Origin of the sequence: Porphyrobacter sp. CACIAM 03H1, from assembly GCF_002215495.1 — a bacterium.
Taxonomy (GTDB): domain Bacteria; phylum Pseudomonadota; class Alphaproteobacteria; order Sphingomonadales; family Sphingomonadaceae; genus Erythrobacter.
In genome coordinates this window covers 727,322-747,040 of sequence record NZ_CP021378.1, presented here as the reverse complement: position 1 = coordinate 747,040, position 19,719 = coordinate 727,322, and the positions used below count along the sequence as shown (strand labels likewise).

Annotated in this window: 14 protein-coding genes and 1 tRNA gene; 7 read left to right on the top strand and 8 right to left on the bottom strand. The window is 67.6% G+C overall.

Features of this window, described 5'->3' with window-relative positions:
• Window positions 1-32 precede the first annotated feature (32 nt).
• Window positions 33-1,460, bottom strand: a complete 1,428-nt coding sequence (locus CBR61_RS03620) for an aldehyde dehydrogenase family protein (RefSeq protein WP_088913134.1) — start codon at window positions 1,458-1,460, stop codon at window positions 33-35.
• A gap of 188 nt (window positions 1,461-1,648) precedes the next feature.
• Here CBR61_RS03620 and CBR61_RS03615 point away from each other — a divergent pair, with 188 nt between their 5' ends.
• From CBR61_RS03615 to CBR61_RS03605, 3 genes are all read left to right on the top strand, one after another.
• Window positions 1,649-2,353 (top strand): glutathione S-transferase family protein, encoded by a 705-nt coding sequence (locus CBR61_RS03615; protein WP_088913133.1) that lies wholly within the window; start codon window positions 1,649-1,651, stop codon window positions 2,351-2,353.
• Between the two features lie 34 nt (window positions 2,354-2,387).
• The gene (gene mtnP / locus CBR61_RS03610; RefSeq protein ID WP_088913132.1) at window positions 2,388-3,254 is read left to right on the top strand and encodes an S-methyl-5'-thioadenosine phosphorylase; all 867 of its coding nucleotides are present in this window, start codon (window positions 2,388-2,390) and stop codon (window positions 3,252-3,254) included.
• Window positions 3,255-3,360: 106 nt separating this feature from the next.
• Window positions 3,361-5,109: a methyl-accepting chemotaxis protein gene (locus CBR61_RS03605; protein WP_088913131.1), complete on the top strand. Its 1,749-nt coding sequence runs from the start codon at window positions 3,361-3,363 to the stop codon at window positions 5,107-5,109.
• A 16-nt stretch (window positions 5,110-5,125) separates the two neighbouring features.
• Here the strand turns inward: CBR61_RS03605 and CBR61_RS03600 are convergent, their stop codons facing one another.
• Window positions 5,126-5,737: an LON peptidase substrate-binding domain-containing protein gene (locus CBR61_RS03600; RefSeq protein ID WP_088913130.1), complete on the bottom strand. Its 612-nt coding sequence runs from the start codon at window positions 5,735-5,737 to the stop codon at window positions 5,126-5,128.
• Window positions 5,734-6,663, bottom strand: a complete 930-nt coding sequence (locus CBR61_RS03595) for a tetratricopeptide repeat protein (protein ID WP_088913129.1) — start codon at window positions 6,661-6,663, stop codon at window positions 5,734-5,736. The genes CBR61_RS03600 and CBR61_RS03595 overlap by 4 nt, the downstream gene beginning before the upstream one ends.
• Before the next feature lie 229 nt (window positions 6,664-6,892).
• Here CBR61_RS03595 and CBR61_RS03590 point away from each other — a divergent pair.
• From CBR61_RS03590 to CBR61_RS03580, 3 genes are all read left to right on the top strand, one after another.
• Window positions 6,893-6,967, top strand: a tRNA-Gly gene (locus CBR61_RS03590).
• A 323-nt stretch (window positions 6,968-7,290) separates the two neighbouring features.
• Window positions 7,291-10,095 carry a TonB-dependent receptor gene (locus tag CBR61_RS03585; RefSeq protein WP_088913128.1) on the top strand — a complete coding sequence of 935 codons (2,805 nt, stop codon included), beginning with the start codon at window positions 7,291-7,293 and terminating at the stop codon, window positions 10,093-10,095.
• A gap of 207 nt (window positions 10,096-10,302) precedes the next feature.
• Window positions 10,303-12,522, top strand: coding sequence for a TonB-dependent receptor (locus CBR61_RS03580; RefSeq protein ID WP_088913127.1), 2,220 nt, complete (start codon window positions 10,303-10,305; stop codon window positions 12,520-12,522).
• 81 nt (window positions 12,523-12,603) lie between these two features.
• On the opposite strand, the gene CBR61_RS03575 is transcribed toward CBR61_RS03580, so the two are convergent.
• The 4 genes from CBR61_RS03575 to CBR61_RS03560 form a co-directional block, all read right to left on the bottom strand.
• The gene (locus tag CBR61_RS03575) at window positions 12,604-12,843 is read right to left on the bottom strand and encodes a hypothetical protein (RefSeq protein ID WP_157696482.1); all 240 of its coding nucleotides are present in this window, start codon (window positions 12,841-12,843) and stop codon (window positions 12,604-12,606) included.
• A 94-nt stretch (window positions 12,844-12,937) separates the two neighbouring features.
• Window positions 12,938-14,113 (bottom strand): saccharopine dehydrogenase family protein, encoded by a 1,176-nt coding sequence (locus CBR61_RS03570; RefSeq protein WP_088913125.1) that lies wholly within the window; start codon window positions 14,111-14,113, stop codon window positions 12,938-12,940.
• A 265-nt stretch (window positions 14,114-14,378) separates the two neighbouring features.
• Complete coding sequence (gene dcd / locus CBR61_RS03565) at window positions 14,379-14,933, bottom strand: dCTP deaminase (protein ID WP_088913124.1); 555 nt, start codon at window positions 14,931-14,933, stop codon at window positions 14,379-14,381.
• Between the two features lie 214 nt (window positions 14,934-15,147).
• Window positions 15,148-15,870: an endonuclease/exonuclease/phosphatase family protein gene (locus CBR61_RS03560; RefSeq protein WP_088913123.1), complete on the bottom strand. Its 723-nt coding sequence runs from the start codon at window positions 15,868-15,870 to the stop codon at window positions 15,148-15,150.
• A 70-nt stretch (window positions 15,871-15,940) separates the two neighbouring features.
• Between CBR61_RS03560 and CBR61_RS03555 the strand changes: the two genes are divergently transcribed.
• Entirely contained in the window at window positions 15,941-16,501 is a 561-nt protein-coding gene (locus tag CBR61_RS03555; protein ID WP_233996834.1) for a chlorite dismutase family protein, read from the top strand.
• Here CBR61_RS03555 and putA read toward each other — a convergent pair.
• Window positions 16,498-19,632 (bottom strand): bifunctional proline dehydrogenase/L-glutamate gamma-semialdehyde dehydrogenase PutA, encoded by a 3,135-nt coding sequence (gene putA, locus CBR61_RS03550; RefSeq protein ID WP_088913122.1) that lies wholly within the window; start codon window positions 19,630-19,632, stop codon window positions 16,498-16,500. The genes CBR61_RS03555 and putA overlap by 4 nt on opposite strands.
• Window positions 19,633-19,719: the final 87 nt, after the last annotated feature.

Genomic DNA, 19,719 nt, shown 5'->3' with positions numbered 1-19,719 from the left:
CGCTCAGTTCTTCAACCGTTACCGCCACCGGATCAGGCGGGGACGTTGTCCTTCTTGACGGTGATCACCTGTGCGTAGGTGAACTCCTTCAAACCTTCCTTGCCGTATTCGGCGCCGAAGCCCGACTGCTTGTGCCCGCCGAAGGGCGCAAACGGGGACAGGTGGAGATATTCGTTGATCCACACCGTGCCGGTTTCGAGCTGCTCGGCGATCTCGACGCCCTTGTCCGGATTGCCGGTCCACACCGCGCCGGCGAGGCCGTATTCCGAGTTGTTGGCGCGCTGGATTACCTCTTCCTCGCTCGAGAACTTCATCAGCGGCATGACCGGGCCGAACTGCTCCTCGGCGACGATCCGCGCATCTTCGGGCGGGTTGTCGAGGATGGTCAGCGGGACGAAGTAGCCCGTGCCCGACGGGTCCACGTTGCCGCCCAGCAGGAACTTGTAGCCGTTCGACTTGGCGTCCTCGATCAGCTCCAGAACGCGGTCGTACTGCTTCTTGTTCTGGATCGGGCCGACGCCGGTGCCCTGCTCGCTGCCGTCGCCGACCTTCACCGTCTTGGCATACTCGACGATGGCTGCGCTGAGCTCGTCATAGATGTCCTCGTGGATGTAGACGCGCTTGGCCGCCACGCAGATCTGCCCGGCGTTGGAGAAGCTCGACCAGAACAGCTGTTCGGCGACCTTCTTGGGATCGGCATCGGGGAGCACGATCGAGGCATCGTTGCCGCCCAGTTCCAGCGTGATGCGCTTGAGGTCGGCCGAGGCGCCCTCCATGATCTTCTTCCCCGTCGCGGTCGAGCCTGTGAAGGTGATCTTGTCGATATCGGGGTGGCTGGTGATCATCGGGCCGAGGTCGTCCTCGCCGGTGATGATGTTGACGACGCCCGCGGGCACCACACCGGCGATCAGCTCGGCGATCTTCAGGGTGGTGAGCGGGGTAAAGGGCGAAGGCTTCAGGACGATGGTGCAGCCCGAGAGCATCGCGGGGACGATCTTCTGGATCGCCATCATCACCGGGAAGTTCCACGGCACGATCCCGCCGACCACGCCTACCGGCACGCGGCGCACGCGGTGGAGACGGGTGTCGTCGTCCTGCACGATCTCCTCGTCGAGGCTAAGCGTCGATTGCGCCGCCGCCATCCCGGCCGCGCCGTAGATCTCGCCGCGGGCCTGATCATGGGGCTTGCCCTGCTCGCTGGTCAGCAGGCGGTAGAGCTCCTCGGCATTGGCCTTGATCGCGCCCGAGATCGCCATGATCGCGGCACGGCGTTCCTCGATGGGGGTGTTCTTCCAGGTCTTGAACGCGGCGCGCGCGGCGGCCACCGCCTTGTCGAGCTCGGCCTTGCCGCAGGCCGGGACCTGCCCGATCACCTGTTCGGTGGCGGGGTTGACGACATCGAGCCAGCGGTCGGTCGCGATCATCTCGCCGCCGATCAGGTTCTTGTACTGGGTGACCATGTTCGTTCCTCTCTAACGAATGGGGGACTCGTCTCTCTCGCCCAAGGTTGGCGCGTTGCATCCGAAAACGCAATCGCTGCTTTGCCGTCCAGACTAGCGAGCCGCCCGCGCGCGATCACCTGACGATTGCGCTATTCGCAGCCTCGCTTATGGAAGCGGCCGGAGACCGACGAGAGGAGCCCACGCGCATGACCGACCCCCGCCCCGATCTGGTGATCTACGGCAGCCCCGTTTCGCCCTTCGTACGCAAGGTGGCGAGCCTGTGCCTGCTGAAGGGAGTCCCCCACGAGGTCGAGGCGGTGAATGTCTTCTCTCCGCCCGAATGGTTTGTCGACATCTCGCCGATGAAGCGCATCCCGGTGCTGCGCGACCGCAGCGTGGCGGAGCAGGGCAGCGGCGGGACGATCCCCGATTCCTCGGCGATCTGCGCCTATATCGAGAAGAAGCACCCCGAACCGGCGCTCTATCCGGCAGAGCCCATGGCCTATGGCGAGGCCCTGTTCATCGAGGAATTCGCCGACACCTCGCTGGCGATGGCGGGGGGCCTCGGCATCTTCCGGCCGATCTTCTTCGCGGTCTCCAAGGGCGAGGAGCCCGGGCTCGACAAGGCGCGCGAGACCTGGTCCAAGCAGATGCCGCCGCTGTTCGACGTGCTCGAAACGCGGCTTTCGGGCGCGGCGTTCTTCGCCGGCGGTGCGCTGTCGATTGCCGACATCACCGTCGCCCACGTCATGCTCCAGATCGCACTGGTGGCGGAGATGCCGCTCGGGTCGTGGCCCGCGCTCGAACGCCACTTCGCCGCGATGTTCGCGCTCCCCGAGATCTCCGGCCCCTACCAGGCTGCGGACAGGATCATCCGCAAGGCCTTGCCCAGCCGCTTCGACCTGACCTAAGGCCCCGAGCGAGCAAAAGAGGGTAGAGCCACGCATGGCCAGCGAATGGTGCATCGGGATCATCGGCGGATCGGGCCTCTATGCCATCGACGGCATCGAGGACGCGCAGTGGATCGCGATCGAGACGCCGTGGGGCGATCCTTCGGACGAGATCCTGTGCGGGACGCTCGGCGGGGTGAAGGTGCGCTTCCTCCCCCGCCACGGGCGCGGGCACCCGATCAGCCCCACCGAACTGAACGCCCGCGCCAATATCGATGCACTCAAGCGCGCCGGCTGCACCGACATTCTCGCGATCAGCGCGGTGGGGAGCCTTCGCGAGGAACTGGAGCCGGGGCGCTTCGCGGTCGTCGAACAGTTCATCGACCGCACCGTGGCGCGGCCCAGCACCTTCTTCACCAGCGGTTTCGTCACCCATGTGTCGATGGCCGATCCGGTCTGCCCGCGCCTGTCCGACATGGCTGCGAAGGCCATCGCCGCCGCCAAGGGCAAGGTCGCGGTGGGAGCGACCTATCTCGCGATGGAAGGCCCGCAATTCTCGACCCGCGCCGAAAGCCGGATGTACCGCCAATGGGGCGCGGACGTGATCGGGATGACGGCCATGCCCGAAGCCAAGCTCGCCCGCGAGGCGGAGCTGCCCTATGCCCTCGTCGGCATGATCACCGACTATGATTGCTGGCGGGACGGCGAGGCCGTGGATGTGGCCGAGGTCGTCCACCAGATGCAGGCCAACGGCGCGCTCGCCCGGGCGATGGTGAAGAACTTCATCGCCGCCCTGCCCGAGGTGCGCGAGCCCTCCCCGATCGACACCGCGCTCGACGATGCCGTGATCACCGCGCCCGACGAGCACGACCCGGCACTGATGGCGAAGCTCGACGCGGTGGCCGGGCGGCTGTTCGGCTAGGGCCCTTCACGGATAGCGGAGCGCGGCCTCCTCAATCCTTTCCGGTTAACAGGGCGACGAGTCTCGCGTCGAAACTCCCTGCAAGGAACAACCGGGCCGCCCGTCGATGAGCATCCAGCACACGAGCCAGAGGGGTGGCCTCGCGCTGCTCGGCATCCTCGCCTTCGCAATCGTTTTCAGCGCCTTCGGCATCAACACCGTCCGCTTCGGGGGCGAGATGCACCGCGTCAACCAGCAGCTGCACGAGTTCAACGCCGACATCCTGCCGCCGCCCGCCTATCTGGTCGAAGCCTACCTGGTCGCCAATCTGGTCGCCCGCTCGCCCGATCAGGTCGAGGGTTTCGCCGCGAAGCTGGAGGTGCTCGAACGCCAGTGGCGCGAGCGCGGCGAGCATTGGGCGGCCTCCGATCTCGATCCCGAACTCAAGGCCGGCATCGCCGCCACGATCGCCGAGGATGGCGCCGCCTTCTGGCAGATCGTCGACGAACGCCTGATCCCGGCGGCTCGGGCCGGCGACGTGGAGGCCAAGACGCGCGCGCTGACGGCGCTCGATGCGGTATACCTGCGGCACCGCGACCGGATCGACGCGCTCGTCAAGGGTGCGGCCGAGCGGCAAAAGGAGCTCGAGGAAAGCGCCGAGGGCACGCTGACGGCGATCTTCGCCGGGCTTGTCCTCGTGGTGGCGATCGTGCTGGCCAGCATCGGCGGCGCGCTCGTCATGCTTCGCCGCAAGGTGATCGTGCCGATCGCGAGCACCGCCGAAACGATGCAGCGCATGGCCGACGGTGATCTCGAGGCCGGGCGGCGCGAGCACCACAGCCGTGACGAGATCGGCACCATGACCCGCGCGATCGAGGTGTTCCGCAAGAGCGCGATCGAGGCGCAGGAGGCCGATGCCGAACGCAAGCGGATCGTCGGCGTCCTGCGCGAGAAGCTGAGCGCGATGGCGGGCGGCAATCTCGACGAGCCGATCGAGACCCTCTTCGCCGAGGCCTACAAGGGCATCCGCATGGACTTCAACCAGGCCCAGGCAGCACTGCGCGACTTGATCCACTCGGTGGTGCACTCCGCGCACGAGATCCACCGCAGCGCCAGCGAGGTGAACGAGGCCGCCGCAGACCTGTCCGAACGCACCGCCCGCCAGGCCGCGACGCTGGAGGAAACCGCTGCCGCGCTCCAGCGCACCAACAAGGGCATCCAGTCGAGTTCCGAACTGGCGCAGCAGACCAATGCCGAGGTCGCCTTGGCCCGCCAGAACGCGACCAGCAACCGCCAGATCGTCGAGACCGCCATCGAAGCGATGGCGCAGATCCAGACCTCCTTCGCCGAGGTCGCGAACATCACCGACCTGATCCAGAACATCGCCTTCCAGACCAACATCCTCGCGCTCAATGCCGGGGTCGAGGCAACCCGCGCGGGCGAGGCGGGCAAGGGCTTCATCGTCGTCGCCAACGAGGTACGGGCACTGGCGCAGCGGTCCTCCGAGGCGGTCACCGCGATCCAGCAACTGATGGCCAGGAGCGGCGAGAGCATCGCCAACGGGTCGCAGCAGGTGGCGTCCTCGGGCAATGCCCTGCGCGAGATGATCGCGATCATCGACCGCGTCAGCCAGCGGGTGGAGGACCTCGCCGCCGCCTCCAGCGCGCAGGCGCGGCATCTCGACGAGGTCGACGCGGCCGTTTCGGCGCTTGAGCGCGACACCCAGCAGAACGCCGCGATGGCGCAGGAATCAAGCGCGGCGAGCGAATTGCTGCGGCAGGAAGTGACCCGGCTGACCCAGCGCACGGCAGTCTTCACCCGCACCGCGCCTGCCAGTGCCGAAAGCGCGCCGGTCGACCTTCGGCTTTACGGCTGAGGCCGGCACGCCCCCGCTATTGCAGGGTGACGATTTCCTCGCCGCCGTCGTGGCGGCCGTAGAACTGCATCAACTGGACCAGCAATTCGCAGCGATCCGTGAGCGTTTCCGCCTCGAGCAGCGCCTGCTTGCTGGCCGGATCGAAGGGCGCGATCTGGGAGACGCCGTTGATGAGCGAACGGTCGTCGAGCCGCTCGACCGAATCCCAGTCGACCGAATAGCCCTGGGCGTCGGCGAAGGCCCGCGCCTCGCGCTCGAACCCGCCGCGCTGGGCGTGGGTGAGGGTCTCGTCCTCGGCCTCGTCATAGATGTCGGCTTCGACCTGGCGATAGGCGGTGGCGACCTCCAGCTCGCGCACCAGCCGGAACCGGGCGGTGCCTTCGAGGATGAGGTTGTAGCGCCCGTCGTCCATCGCCTGGATCTCGCCGATCCGCCCTACGCAGCCCACGCGGTAGAGCGGCGCGCCCTCCATGGGTCGTTGGGGCTGAATCATCGCGATCAGCCGGTCGCGGATCAGCGCATCGCCGACCATCGCGCGGTAGCGCGGCTCGAAGATGTGGAGCGGCAGCTGCATGCCCGGGAACAGCACCGCGCCCGTCAGGGGGAAGATGGCAAGTCGTTTCGTCATCCGAACAATACGCGAGACAGGCGCCGGCGGACGCCGACCACCCATTCGTCTTCGAGCCCCGTGGCCTCGAAGATCTTGAGCAGCCTGGCGCGCGCCGCGCCCTCGTTCCATTCGCGGTCGGCGGCGATCATGGCGAGGAGGGTATCGGCGGCCTCGTCGCGGCTGCCGGCGGCGAAGGCGGCTTCGGCGAAGGCGAACTGCGCATCCATGTCCGACGGATCCGCCTGTGCGGCGGTGCGCAGGGCGGCAAGCTCGCCGTCATCAACGCGCGTGCCCGCCAGTTCCAGCGCGCTGCGGGCGGGCGCAATCGCGGCATCGGCGGCAAGACGCGGATCGCTGTCGATCACCTCCATCACCTGCCGCGCCTGATCGATCTCGCCCATTTGCACCAGCGCGCGAACGAGGCCGGCATGGGCCGGCGCGTTATCGGGCGCGAATTCGGTGATCTGGGCGAAGATCGACGCGGCGCGCTGGGCATCGCCTGTGGAGAGCGCCTCCTCGCCCATCTTCACGAACTGGGTGAGCTCTTCCGCCGAAGGGCCCTGCGGCGCGGCGCCGTCGGCCGTGCCGCCCTGCACCGGTAGCTGGGCGAGCAGCTGGTCGAGCACGCCCTTCAGCTGCGATTCGCTGCGCGCGTTGGTGAGATCGGCGACCGGCTGGCCCTGGAACATCGCATAGACCGTCGGGATCGAGCGCACCTGGAACTGCGCGGCGATAAACTGTTCCTCGTCGACATTGATCTTGGCGAGCACCACGCCCTTGTCGGCGTAATCGGCCGCGACCTTCTCGAGCACCGGAGTCAGCGCCTTGCACGGCCCGCACCACTCGGCCCAGAAATCGAGGATCACGAGTTTCGTCTGCGACGGATCGACCACCGTCTTGCGGAAGCGCTCGACCGCCTTCTGTTCCTCGATGCTCAGTCCCATGCTGGCCAAGTTGTCTGCTCCTGCTGTGTCGCGCGCCGCTGCGCACCCGTGCCCCAATGTGGGGCGCCTCGCGCGGATGTGAAGCGCCCGCCTGTGCTGGCCCGTCGCCCTCGCGTGATCAACCCCCGATGGCGAGAATTTTGCGCTTGCAGGCATGGAATGGCGCTGCTAATCGCGCCGCCTCTCCGGCAGGAACGATCGCTCAGGCGGTTCCTGTCAGCGCCAGTGAGCGGGCGTAGCTCAGGGGTAGAGCACAACCTTGCCAAGGTTGGGGTCGAGGGTTCGAATCCCTTCGCCCGCTCCATCGATCATCCGACACAGCTGTCATGACCGGACACCGTCGCATCGGTGTGCGGCCGCCTGCGCGCGATCCGCGGATCATCCTCCTGCCGATGCAGAATGGCAACATTCGCGATGAAATCTTAATCCAGATTAAGTGTAATATTTGCCGCCATTCTGTCATACAACAGACGAAATGGCGAAATTCCGCGTGTTTATTGAACAGGCGGGCAATCCCTTCAATTGTTGCAGATCGGTGACACAAGTATTGGCACCGATCTGTCAGCAAAGTGTCACGCGATATCCATAGCGGCGCCCCCGATCCGACAAGCCAACAGGGGGCTTCCCATGCTCAAGACCGAATCGCCCAGCCTTCGCCTCTCGCGCAAGGCGATCATGCTTGCCGCCGTCGCCGCGATCCCGCACGCGGCCTTCGCGCAGGAACAGCAGGCACCGCAGGACAATTCCGCGCTGGTCGACGAGGAAGGCGAGATCATCGTCGACGGCACCCGGCCGATCGCCGAATCCGAAGCCGCGGCGCTGCGCATCCAGCGCCTCTCGGACAACCTCGTCTCGGTCCTCTCGGCCGACTCGGTGGGCCGTCTGCCCGATCAGAACATCGCCCAGGCCACCGGCCGCCTGCCCGGCCTTGCGGTCGAACGCGACCAGGGCCAGGCGCGCTACATCTCGATCCGCGGCGCGCCCAACTACTGGACCACGCTGAGCTTCGACGGGATCAACGTCGTCAGCCCCGAAGGCCGCGATGCGCGCTTCGATTCGATCCCCTCGGCGATCGCCTCGCAGATCATCGTCTCCAAGGCGATCACCCCGGACATGCCGGGCGAGACCGTCGCCGGTAACGTCAACATCATCACCCGATCGGCCTTCGACTATCCGGGCATGCGCGCTTTCGGGAAGGCGGGCGGCGGGATCGCCGAACTCGGCGACCGCGAGGAATACGAGGCCAACCTCGTCCTCTCCGACCGCTGGAATGTCGGCGGTCTCGGCGAGATCGGCCTGCTCGTCTCGGGCAGCTACTACCAACGCAACATGATCACCGACAATTTCGAGATCGACTGGGAGCGCGTGACACAGGACCAGCGCCAGGGCGCGGGCAGCCGCTTCTGGGCACGCGAGACCGAGAACAAGCTCTACCGCCTGACCCGCAAGAACTGGTCGGTCTCGGGCCGCCTCGACTGGCGCCCGGACGACGACAACGAGATCTCGCTGCGTTCGGTCTACACGATCTTCACCGACTTCGAGGCGCGCGACAACTACATCTTCGACATGGACGACCGTCAGGGCGATCTGGTCGCCAACAGTGCGCCCTGCGATGTCGCCGTGAACCCGTCGCCGACCACCACCGGCTATGCCGACATCTGCATCGGCAACACCCCGCTGATCGGCACGGTCTACGGCATCGACATCAACCAGCGCGCCACCCTGCGGGACTTCGCGCAGTCGATCTTCACCAACACCATCGAAGGCAAGCACACCTTCGGCGACAGCGGCCTGCGCTTCGAATGGCTCGGCAACTACACCCGCTCGCGCGATGATCGTTCTGTGGTGGGCGAGGGACGCTTCAACAGCCCCTCGACCCGCACCCTGCGCCCGACCATCGCCTATGATTTCACCAACCCGCTGCGCAACACGCCGCAGCTGTTCAACACGCTCCAGCTTTCCGGGCCGACCCGCTTCCAGCGCGGCGCCGCGGTGACCGCGATCGACACCTTCACCAAGCCGCTGTCCGAATTCCGCGTCGCCGATCTTGTCGACGACACCGACGCCTACACCGGGCGCGCGATCCTTGCCTACGACACCGAATTCCTCGGCGGCAACGCGACCTTCAAGGCCGGTTTCCAGTACGACCAGCGCACCAAGCAATCGGTCAACGAGCAGATCCAGCTCACCACCGCGGCGCAGTTCACCACGATCGGCGCCCCGACCGATTACAACGCCTTCTCGATCGACCTGCCGTTCCAGGGCAAGATCCCGATGGGCTACACCTTCCGCTACTTCGACATCGATCGGGTGGAGCAGGTGGCAGACGCCGCGCGCGCGAACTTCCCCTTCACCCGCCTCGTCGACGAGGACTACGAGGTGCGCGAGACGATCTACGCGGGCTTCCTGATGGGCACCCTGCGCTATGACTGGGGCAGCATCGTCGGCGGCGTGCGCGTCGAGCGGGTCGAGAACCGCGGCATCGCCACCGGCATAACCGCCGAGAGCGCCGACACGCTGTTCTTCCCCAGCCTCCATGTGAACTACAACGTCTCGGAGAACGGCAAATTCCGGATCGGCTACACCACCGGCGCGGCACGGGCCGACTATGACCTGCTGCGCCCCAACGTGCAGATCAACGATGCCAACGAGACCATCTCGGGCGGCAACCCGGCGATCCGGCCGGAGCGTTCGTGGGGCCTCGACAGCTATCTCGAATGGTACATCATGCCGCAGGGCTTCATGTCGATCGGCGTGTTCTACCGCGACGTGCGCGACGTGCTCTACACCGACCGGCGCACCTTCAACTCCGATGCGCTGAACTTCGGCGGTGTCGACCGTTCGGGCTACATCTTCTCCGGCATCGCCAATGCAGGCGAGGGCCGCATCATCGGCGTGGAAATGGCCGCGCAGCTCCAGCTCGAACCCTTCACCGAGGATCTCGGCCTGCCCGGCTGGATGGGCGGCTTCGGCATCACCGCCAACCTGACGCTGAACGACAGCGAGGCGACCAAGCCCGCATTCGGGACCGGCGCCACCGCCATCCCCGCGCGCACCGTGCGCCTGCCGGGCACCTCGGACGTGGTCTACAACATCGGCGGCTATTACGAGAAATACGGCTTCTCGGCCCGCCTCCAGTACCAGCGCCGCAGCACCTGGCTCGACGGCATCGCCAACGACCTGACCGACGCGGGCGACACCTACTGGGCGGCGGACGACGAGATGGACTTCTCGATGCGCTATGCCTTCAACCGCAACTTCGAGATCTATTTCGACGCCTCGAACCTGCTCGACCAGCCGGGCCGTCGCTATTCGGAGCCGGGCAACCTGCTGACCGCGACCGGCACGCCGACCCCGTTCACCGACAACCTGACGATCGAGTTCGAACAGTTCGGCCGCCGCTACACGGGCGGGGTGCGCATCACCTTCTGACCGCCGGCAGACCATCCAAAGGCCCGGTCGCCCCGCAGCGGCCGGGCCTTTTCGCGTCCCCGGCAGGGCGGGTTGTTGCATTCCGGTCGCAGCCCGTCGGCGCCAGTCGACAGTCTGCCCATTTTCTCTTTGCATCCGGCGCGCGCCGCGCTAGGCGCGTGATACGTTATTACATCAACGTAACCCCTAGAAAGCAACGGAAACACCATGACCGACCGCAAGATCCGCCTTGCAACCTCCCGCCTTGCCCTTGCCACCGTGCTCGGCCTCGCCGTGTCCGCGACCCCCGCGCTCGCCGATACCGCCGCGACGGATGCCGAGGCCCAGGCCGCGGCACAGCCCGCGCAGACCGGCAGCACGCCGCCCGAGGACGATCTCCACAACCGCCAGACGGCCACCACGGGCGAGATCATCGTGAGTGCCGCCGGCCTCAAGGAACTCGACGTGCTCGCCGGCACCAGCGTGGTCGAGATCGCCGACGTCCAGCGCGACGCGGTGAACGGCCAGATCGGCGACCTTCTCGCCAAGCTGCCCGGCGTCTCCTCGACCAGCTTCGCCCCCGGCTCCGCGCGCCCGGTGCTGCGCGGCCAGCAGGGCGAGCGCGTGCGCGTGCTCGTCGACGGCGTCGGCACGGCAGACGTCTCGAACACCTCGGTCGACCATGCCACCACCATCGAGCCGATCACGATCGAGCGGATCGAGGTGCTGCGCGGCCCCGCCGTGCTGCTCTACGGCAGCCAGGCGATCGGCGGGGCGGTCAACGTGATCGACAAGCGCATCCCGACCCGGATGCCGGACGAGGCGTTCCACCTCGATGCCTTCGCCGGGATCGACAGCGCGACCAACCTGCGCACCGGCGCGGCGAGCCTCGATGCCGGGATCGGGTCGAATCTCGTGTTCCACCTCGACGGCTCGTGGCGCGATACCGGCAACATGGACATCGGCGGCTTCCAGCTCTCGCCCCAGCTGCGTGAGGAGCTGCTCGAAGAGGCCGCCGAGAAGATCGCCGACGGCGAACCCGAGGAGGCCGCCGAGTTCCGTGAGGCCGCCGACCAGCGCGGCTTCGTGCCCAACAGCGACATGCGGAGCTGGACGCTCAACGCCGGTCTCGGCCTGATTCTCGGCGAGAGCACCTTCGGCGCTGCGATCGGCTGGTACGATACCAATTACGGCGTCATCAAACGCCCCGGCCTCAAGCATGAGCACGGCGGCGAGGAAGGCGAAGACCACGGCGGCGAGGAGGAGAAGGAGGAAGAAAACGTCCGCATCGACCTCCAGCAGTTCCGCGCAGACTTCAAGGGCGACATCTACCTCGGCGACGGGGCGCTCGAGCGGCTGAAGGTGCGGGTCGGCTATTCCGACTACACCCACACCGAGTTCGAGGGCCCGGGCGAGGTCGGCACCGTGTTCGACAGCACCAGCATCGAAGCGCGTGCAGAGCTGGTGCAGAACGCCGCCGGCGTGCTGCGCGGCGCGACCGGCGTCCAGTTCCTGCACCGCGATTTCAGCGCCGTCGGGGCGGAAGCCTATGTCCCGCCGAACCTCACCGATCAGCTCGCGGTCTTCACCCTGCAGGAGTGGGGCACCGGCTCGGTCCAGATCGAGGCCGCGGCCCGCGCCGAATTCACCGACGTCGAGGCCCAGACCGTCGGCATCGCGCGCGACTACGAGACCTTCTCGGGCGCGCTCGGCCTCGTGTACCAGGGCATCGAGGGTGTCCGCATCGGCATCAACGGCTCGCGCGCCGAACGGGCGCCGAGCGCCGAGGAGCTGTTCTCTGACGGACCGCACATCGCCACCCAGGCCTTCGAGGTTGGCGACGCGGACCTTCGGACCGAACGCGCGTGGGGCCTCGAGGCCTATGCCCGCGGCAGCATCGGTGCGGGGACCTTCAACCTCACCGCCTACCGCCAGTGGTTCGACAACTACATCTTCCTCGAGGATACCGGCGCTGAGGAGGACGACCTGCCGGTGTTCCAGTATCTCCAGCAGGATGCCGACTTCTGGGGCTTCGAGGCCGAACTCAACTACCCGGTGATCGACACCGGGAGCTTCCGCCTGATGACCGACCTGCGCGCCTCATACACCGAGGCCGAGCTCGCCGACGGCACCGCCGTGCCGCGCATCCCGCCGCTGGCGCTGCTGGGCGCGCTGGAGGCCCAGACCGATGCCTTCGACGTGCGCGGCGAGGTGCAGTGGTTCGGCGAACAGGACCGCGTGACCGCCTTCGAGACGCCGACCGACAGCTTCACGCTGGTCAACGCGCTCGTTGCCTGGCGGCCCTTCACGCAGAACCGCAACGTGACCGTGCTGGTCGCTGCCGACAACATCTTCGATGTCAACGGCCGCCGCCATGCGAGCTTCACGAAAGACTTCGTCCCGCTGATCGGGCGGAACTTCCGGGCGAGCGTGCGCCTCAGCTTCTGAGCCTTACCCTCCCCGCGAGGGTCGCAATCGGGGCAGTCGGCCAGAGAGATCTGGTGTCCGGCTGCCCCTTTTGCATGGGCGCTAGAAACCTGCAGCCCGCAGCACGATCCACACCTCGCCGACAAGGCTGAAGCCGAAGACCGTGATCGCGGCGCTCACCGCGCGGAAGCTCGCCAGCCGCCGGCCCTCGCCCGGCACCAACGGGAAGACCGGGCGCAGCAGCAGCGCCACGTCGCGGGCGTGAAGCACAAGCCAGGCGGCCGAAAGCAGCGAGGCGGCGGAAAGCAGCGCGATCAGCACTTGCATCTGAAGCAGGGTCACGGGGGCAGGCCTTTCGTCGCAGCGACGCCCCTCCACCTGCCTCAACACCGCAGGCCCCCGGCAGGTTCCCCCACCCGCCGGAGCCTACGCAACCTTACGTTTCGACCGCGAAGGTCAGCTCGGCGTGCTCCTCGAGCCGCTTGACCAGATCCTCGCCGAGGAAGGCCCCCGGCGTGCCGATGCCGCCCGGCTTGGTGCAGGAAAGCAGCGCAATCCCGGTTTCGCTGAGCATCCGGCTGGTCGAGCCGTAGCCGGGATCGTAGCGGCCCTTCACGCCATACTGGAGCCGCTGACCATCGGGCATGTCGGCCACGAACACCACGTCGTAGAAGCCGTTCTCGCGCTCCTCCTTGGTCGGCCCTTCGCCCGGCTTGGGGGGCTTGGCGCCGAAGGGGTTCTTCATGAATTCGAGCGCCGCATTGGCCGCCGCCTTGCCCGCCTCGCCGGGGCTGGTCAGCATCATCTCGTCGTACTGGAAATCCTTGCCGTAGGGGTGGCCGAGCAGGAAGTTGGTGCGGTGCACGTTCTTGGTGTTGATCGGCGCCATCACGAAGGGCGCGGACCACTTGCCGAGATCGTCCTCGTAGCTCGGGATCATGCCCGAGGGCTGGTCCGGCCCCTCGAAGCCCGGGGTGAGGGCAAAGGGGTTCCGCAGCGTGGCGATCACCGACATGTCCTTGGCGGCAGCCTTCATCGTCGCCCCGAGGCTCGCCGCGGTGCCGCCCGAGAAGGTACCCTGCATCGCGCCGACACGGCCTCGGATGCGCGGGGCGGGCTTGCCGAAGCGTTCCACGCAGGCCTTCTGGGTCATCATCACGCCGAGATCGAAGGGGATCGAATCGAACCCGCTCGAAAAGCAGATGCGCGCGCCGGAGGCTTCGGCGGCAGCCTGATGCTCGGCGATCTTGGCCGCCATCCATGCGGGCTCGCCACAGAGGTCGGCATAGTCGGTGCCGGTCGTGACGCAGGCGGCGACGAGCTTGTCGCCATAGAGCTGGTAGGGGCCGACGGTGGTGAGGACCACGCGGGTGCGCCGGCACATGGCTTCGAGGTCGGCATCGTCATCGGCATTGGCGACGACGAGCGGGGTCGAAGCGGGCGCGCCGATCAGGTCGCGGACTTCCTCCAGCTTGGCGAGGCTGCGCCCGGCCATCGCCCACTTGGGGCCATCGTCACGGCTGCCGTAATGGCTGGCGAGATACTCCGCCACCAGCCGCCCGGTGTAGCCGGTGGCGCCATAGACGATGATGTCGAATTCGCGGGTGCTCATGCATGCTCTCCTTTGGCTGGCGTGTTGCCACGCACCGCCGCACGGGGCCAGACCAAATCGGCAAGTCCAGACGTGGAAAAGCGGACAAAGCGGACACCGTGTCCACTTGATGCAACGTGGTATTGGCTAACTATACCAGTGCGTTGCGCGTCGTTGGTCGAGGCGGACGGACAGGGAAGCGGGGCCTTCATCACAGCAGCAAGGGCCTTTCGGACGCGAAGACCCCCGAGGCTAACCGGTCTGGCTGTCTGTAGGAAAGGTTGCCCTAAAGCCTCGGCAGCGTCACCCCGCGCTGGCCCATGTATTTTCCGGCGCGGTCCTTGTAGCTGGTCTCGCAGCGCTCGTTGCCTCGCAGGAACAGGAACTGGCACGCGCCCTCGTTGGCGTAGATCTTGGCGGGCAGCGGCGTGGTGTTCGAGAATTCGAGCGTCACGTGCCCTTCCCAGCCCGGCTCCAGCGGGGTGACGTTCACGATGATCCCGCAACGCGCATAGGTGCTCTTGCCGAGGCAGATCACCAGCACGTCCTCCGGCACGCGGAAATATTCCACCGTGCGGGCGAGCGCGAAGCTGTTGGGCGGGATGATGCAGACATCGGTCTCGCGGTCGACGAAGCTCTTGGGATCGAACTGCTTGGGATCGACCACCGAGGAATCGACATTGGTGAAGATCTTGAACTCGGGCGCGACCCGCGCGTCGTAGCCGTAGGACGAGAGGCCATAGGAGATCACCCCGTCCCGCCGCTGTGCCTCGACGAAGGGCTCGATCATGCCGTGTTCGAGCGCCTGAGCGCGGATCCATTTGTCGGAGAGAATCGCCATGGGGAAAGGGATTCCCGATGGCGCGCGCAGGGGCAAGGGTGGCGGCCCGACATATCCCCCTTCCCGAAAATGCGCACGCAGCGCCGCCTAACAGCATTTGTCACGAGCCTGTCCGCAGGGACATGCTATCAAGGCCTTGCGACCCGAGGGGCCCTCCGGCCCCTGACTTCAAGCCCCCGCCCTCACCGGCGGGGGCCTTTTTTGCGGACCCCGCTCAGGCCGGGGCGAAGCGCGCCCAGACGGGCAGGTGGTCCGAGGCGGCGGCGGCAAGCGCGCTGCGGTGCACCCCGCAGTCCTCCACCCGCAGGCGCTCGCAATGCAGGATCCGGTCGAGCCTGCCGAGCGGACGGCGACTGGGGAAGCTCGGTCCGGGATCGAGCAGGGCGAAATGCCGCCCGAATTCGCGAAAGCACCCGGCGGCCGCGCGCCATTCGTTGAGATCGCCCATCAGCACCGTGGGCCGCGCGCTGCGGGCCGCATCGGCGAGCGTCGCGATCGCGCGGGCCTGGCGCACCCGCCACAGGCCCGACAGGTCGAGATGCATCCCGAACACCGTCAGTCCGGCATCGCCGAGGCCGAGCGTCGCCGTCACCACCCCGCGCGGTTCGAGGCAGGGGATGTGGATGATGTCGTGGTGCTCCACCGCGATGCCCTGCCGCACGAGGATCGCGTTGCCGTGCCAGCCCATCGAATCGTGCTGCACGTCGAGCGGCACGGGGACGTAGTCGGTGTGGCTCTCGATCATAAAGCGCGGCAGCACCGAGGCGCGGGTGCCGAACCTGAGGTCGGCTTCCTGCAGGCACACCACGTCCGCGCCCACCTCGTTCAGCACATTGAGGATGCGCCCCGGATCGCGCCTGCGGTCGGTGCCGACACCCTTGTGGATGTTGTAGCTGGCGACCGTGAAGGTGCGGCGCGTCGGAGCGGCTTCGTGCATCGGCCGCAGGATAGGCCCGGCGAGTCCATTTCGATAGAGCCAAGCGCGCGCTTCGGCGCAAGCTTGCGGCATGACGTATGGCGCGCGGGTTCTTTATGCCTTCGACGGCGGTGCCGGGGGCGACTGGGCGGTGACCGGCATGACGACGCTGGCAGGGGAGAGCCTCCCCGCTGCCCGGGGCCTGTCGGTCCGGCCGGGGGAGCGCGCGCCTGCGGCGGGAACCGTGTGGACGCTTTCGGGCGTCGCCAGCCACCTGCGCTACACCCTGCGCGAGGAATTTGCCGCGCTGTCGGCGCGCGGCAGTCCGCTCGGGCGCGGCGAGGCGCGGCGGGCGGCGTTGATTCCCATCAGCAAGTCCGAGGCATGGTGGGCGCTGGCGCAGGACGAACGCCGCCGGATCTACGAGGAGCAGTCGCGCCACACCTCGATCGGGATGGAATACCTGCCGCAAGTCGCCCGCCGGTTGCACCACGGCCGCGACCTGGGCGAGCCCTTCGACTTCCTCACCTGGTTCGAATTCGCCCCGGAGCACGAAGGGATGTTCGACGAACTCCTCGCCCGCCTGCGCGCGAGCGAGGAGTGGCGTTACGTGAGCCGCGAGATCGACATCCGATTGACGCGGGCGCTCTAACCCGCCGCCAGCAGGCTCGCGTTGCCGCCGGCCGCCGTGGTGTCGATGCAGGTCACGCGCTCGGTCGCGAAGCGGGCGAGGTAGTGCGGGCCGCCGGCCTTGGGCCCTGTGCCGGAAAGGCCCTCGCCGCCGAAGGGCTGGCTCTCCACCACCGCACCGATCTGGTTACGGTTGACGTAGAAATTGCCCACCTTGGCACGCGCCTGCACGAAGCGCCGGGTCTCGGCGATGCGGCTGTGGAGGCCGAGGGTGAGGCCGAAGCCGGTGGCGTTGATGTCCTCGATCACGCGGCCGAGTTCCCCCGCGCGGAAGCGCACGACGTGGAGCACCGGGCCGAATTGCTCGCGTTTCAATTCGCCGATGCCGCCCAGTTCGATGATCGTCGGCGCGACGAAGCAGCCCTTGCCCGTGCCTGGCGGCAGGGGCAGGCGCTCGACCTTGCGCCCGCTCGCCTCGCTGCGGGCGACGTGTCGTTCGAGCGCGGCGCGCGCGTCCTCGTCGATCACCGGGCCGACATCGGTGGCGAGGTCTGCCGGGTCGCCCACGGTGAGCGCCGCGAAGCCGCCGCGGATCATCGCCAGCATGGGTTCGGCGATGTCCTCCTGGAGGTAGAGCACCCGGAGCGCCGAGCACCGCTGACCGGCGCTCTGGAAGCTGCTCGCCAGCACGTCGCGCACCACCTGTTCGGGGAGCGCCGAGCTGTCGACGATCATCGCGTTCTGCCCGCCGGTCTCGGCGATCAGGGTGGCAATGGGGCCATCGCGGTTGGCGAGGGCGCGGTTGATCGCCCTTGCCGTCTCGGTCGATCCGGTGAAGGCAACCCCCGCGAGGCGCGGGTCGGCGGTGATCATCTGCCCCACCGGGCCGGCGCCCGGGAGCAGCTGGAAGGCCTCGGGCGGGATCCCCGCCTCGTGGCAGAGCTTCACCGCGAGCGCGGCAATCAGCGGGGTCTGCTCGGCAGGCTTGGCAATCACGCTGTTGCCCGCCGCCAGCGCCGCGCTCGCCATGCCGATGAAGATCGCGAGCGGGAAGTTCCACGGGCTGATCGTGGCGAACACCCCGCGTCCGTGGAGCGAGAGGCTGTTCTCCTCGCCGGTCGGCCCCGGGAGGATCACCGGCGCGGCGAACTGGCGACGCGCCTCGGCGGCGTAGTAGCGCAGGAAGTCGACCGCCTCGCGCAGCTCCAGCACGGAATCGAGCAGGGTCTTGCCCGCCTCGCGCTGGCACAGGCTGAGGAATTCGGCGGTGTGCGCCTCGAACAGGTCGGCGGCCTCCTCCAGCAGCAGCGCGCGGGCCTTGCCGCCGAGTGCGTCCCAGCCGGGCTGGATCGCGGCGGCGCGGGCGAAGGCGGCATCGACCTCTTGCGGAGTGGCGTCGCGGCGGGTGCCGACCACCTGCGCCATGTCGTGCGGGCTGGTGATCGGCGCGATCTCGCCCGCGCTTGCGGCGGGGAAGGTCGGCTCGGCACGCCAGTGGACGCCCTCGAGCAGCTTCAGGCGCTCCAGCAGGGGAGCGCGCACCAGCGGGTCGGAGAGGTCGATCCCGGCGCTGTTGCGGCGCGCGCCGAAGATGTCGGCAGGCAGCGGGATCGCAGGGTTGCGGCGCGGGCGCATCGCCGCGAGTTCCGCCACCGGATCGCCGACCAGCTCCTCCGCCGGAATGTCGGCATCGCCCATCCGGTTCACGAAGCTGGTGTTGGCCCCGTTCTCGAGCAGACGCCGCACCAGATAGGCGAGCAGCTCCTTGTGCCCGCCGACCGGCGCGTAGATGCGCACCGGGGTACGCTGGTTGCCCTCGAGCGCATGGAGCGCGTCATAGACTTCCTCGCCCATGCCGTGCAGGCGCTGGAATTCGAACGGCTTGCCCTCGCTGAGATGCTTGATCGCGCCGATGGTGTAGGCGTTGTGCGTGGCGAAGGCCGGGCGGATCACGTCCGAATGCTCGAACAGCCGCGCCGCGCAGGCGAGGTAGCTGACGTCGGTCGCGACCTTGCGGGTGAACACCGGATAGTCGGCATAGCCGCCGACCTGCGAGAGCTTCACCTCGCTGTCCCAGTAGGCGCCCTTGACCAGCCGCACGAACAGCCTGCGCCCGTGCCGCCGCGCGAGCTTGCCCGCCCAGTCGCATACCCACAGGCCGCGCTTCTGGTAGGCCTGGATGGCAAGGCCGAAGCCCTCCCACCGGCTGCCGTCCGGGCGGCGGAAAAGGTCGTCATCGGCGACCAGTTCCTCGATGATGTCGAGGCTGAGTTCGAGCCTTTCGGCTTCTTCCGCGTCGATCGTAAAATGGATGTCGGCATCGCGCGCGCGCACCGCGAGATCGCGGATCACCGGCACCATCGCCGCCTTCGCCTCGTCCGCATGGAAGAAATTGTACTTGGGGTGCAGCGCCGAGAGCTTGACCGAGATCCCCGGCGAGCCTGCGACACCCGCCCCCGCCTCGCGCGCCAGCCGCGTCAGGGCGCTCTCGTAGGCCTGCCGGTATTTCTCGGCGTCCTCGAAGGTCATCGCCGCCTCGCCGAGCATGTCGAAGGAGTGCGTGATCCCCCGCGCGCGTTCGGGCGCGGCGCGCTTCAGCGCCTCGTCGATGGTGCGGCCGAAGACGAACTGGCCGCCGAGGATCTTCATCGCCTGCGCGGTGGCGGTGCGGATCACCGGCTCGCCCAGCCGGTTCATCGCCCGCTTGAAGGCGCTGCCCAGCCCCTTCTGCCGCGCATCGGGCGGATCGAGCACTTCGCCCGTCAGCATCAGCGAGAAGGTCGCGGCGTTGACGAAGGTCGAGGAGCTTTCGCCGAGATGCTCGCCCCAGTCGATCTGGCCGATCTTGTCCTTGATGAGGGCATCGGCGGTGGCCGCATCGGGCACGCGCAGCAGCGCCTCGGCTAGGCACATCAGGGCAATGCCTTCCTCGGTATCGAGGCCGTATTGCTGGAGGAAGGCGTCGATCCCGGAGGCTTTCTTGGCCCGCGCGCCCTCGATCAGGTCGATCGCCAGCCGCGCCGCGCCCGCGTGCACCCGCGCCGCGGGGGCGGCCTGTTCGAGCCGCTCGGCGATGCAGGCCTCCTCCTCCTGGCGATAGGCACGGCGCAGGTCGGTGCGGTCGATTGCGGGGGCGGGCGAGTAGTCGGCCATCTGGTTTCACCTGAAACGATTCGCGGGGCAATGCCCGGCCCTCTGGACCTGCGAAGGCTGCGCTTCAAGCGCCGGTTTTGCAACGGC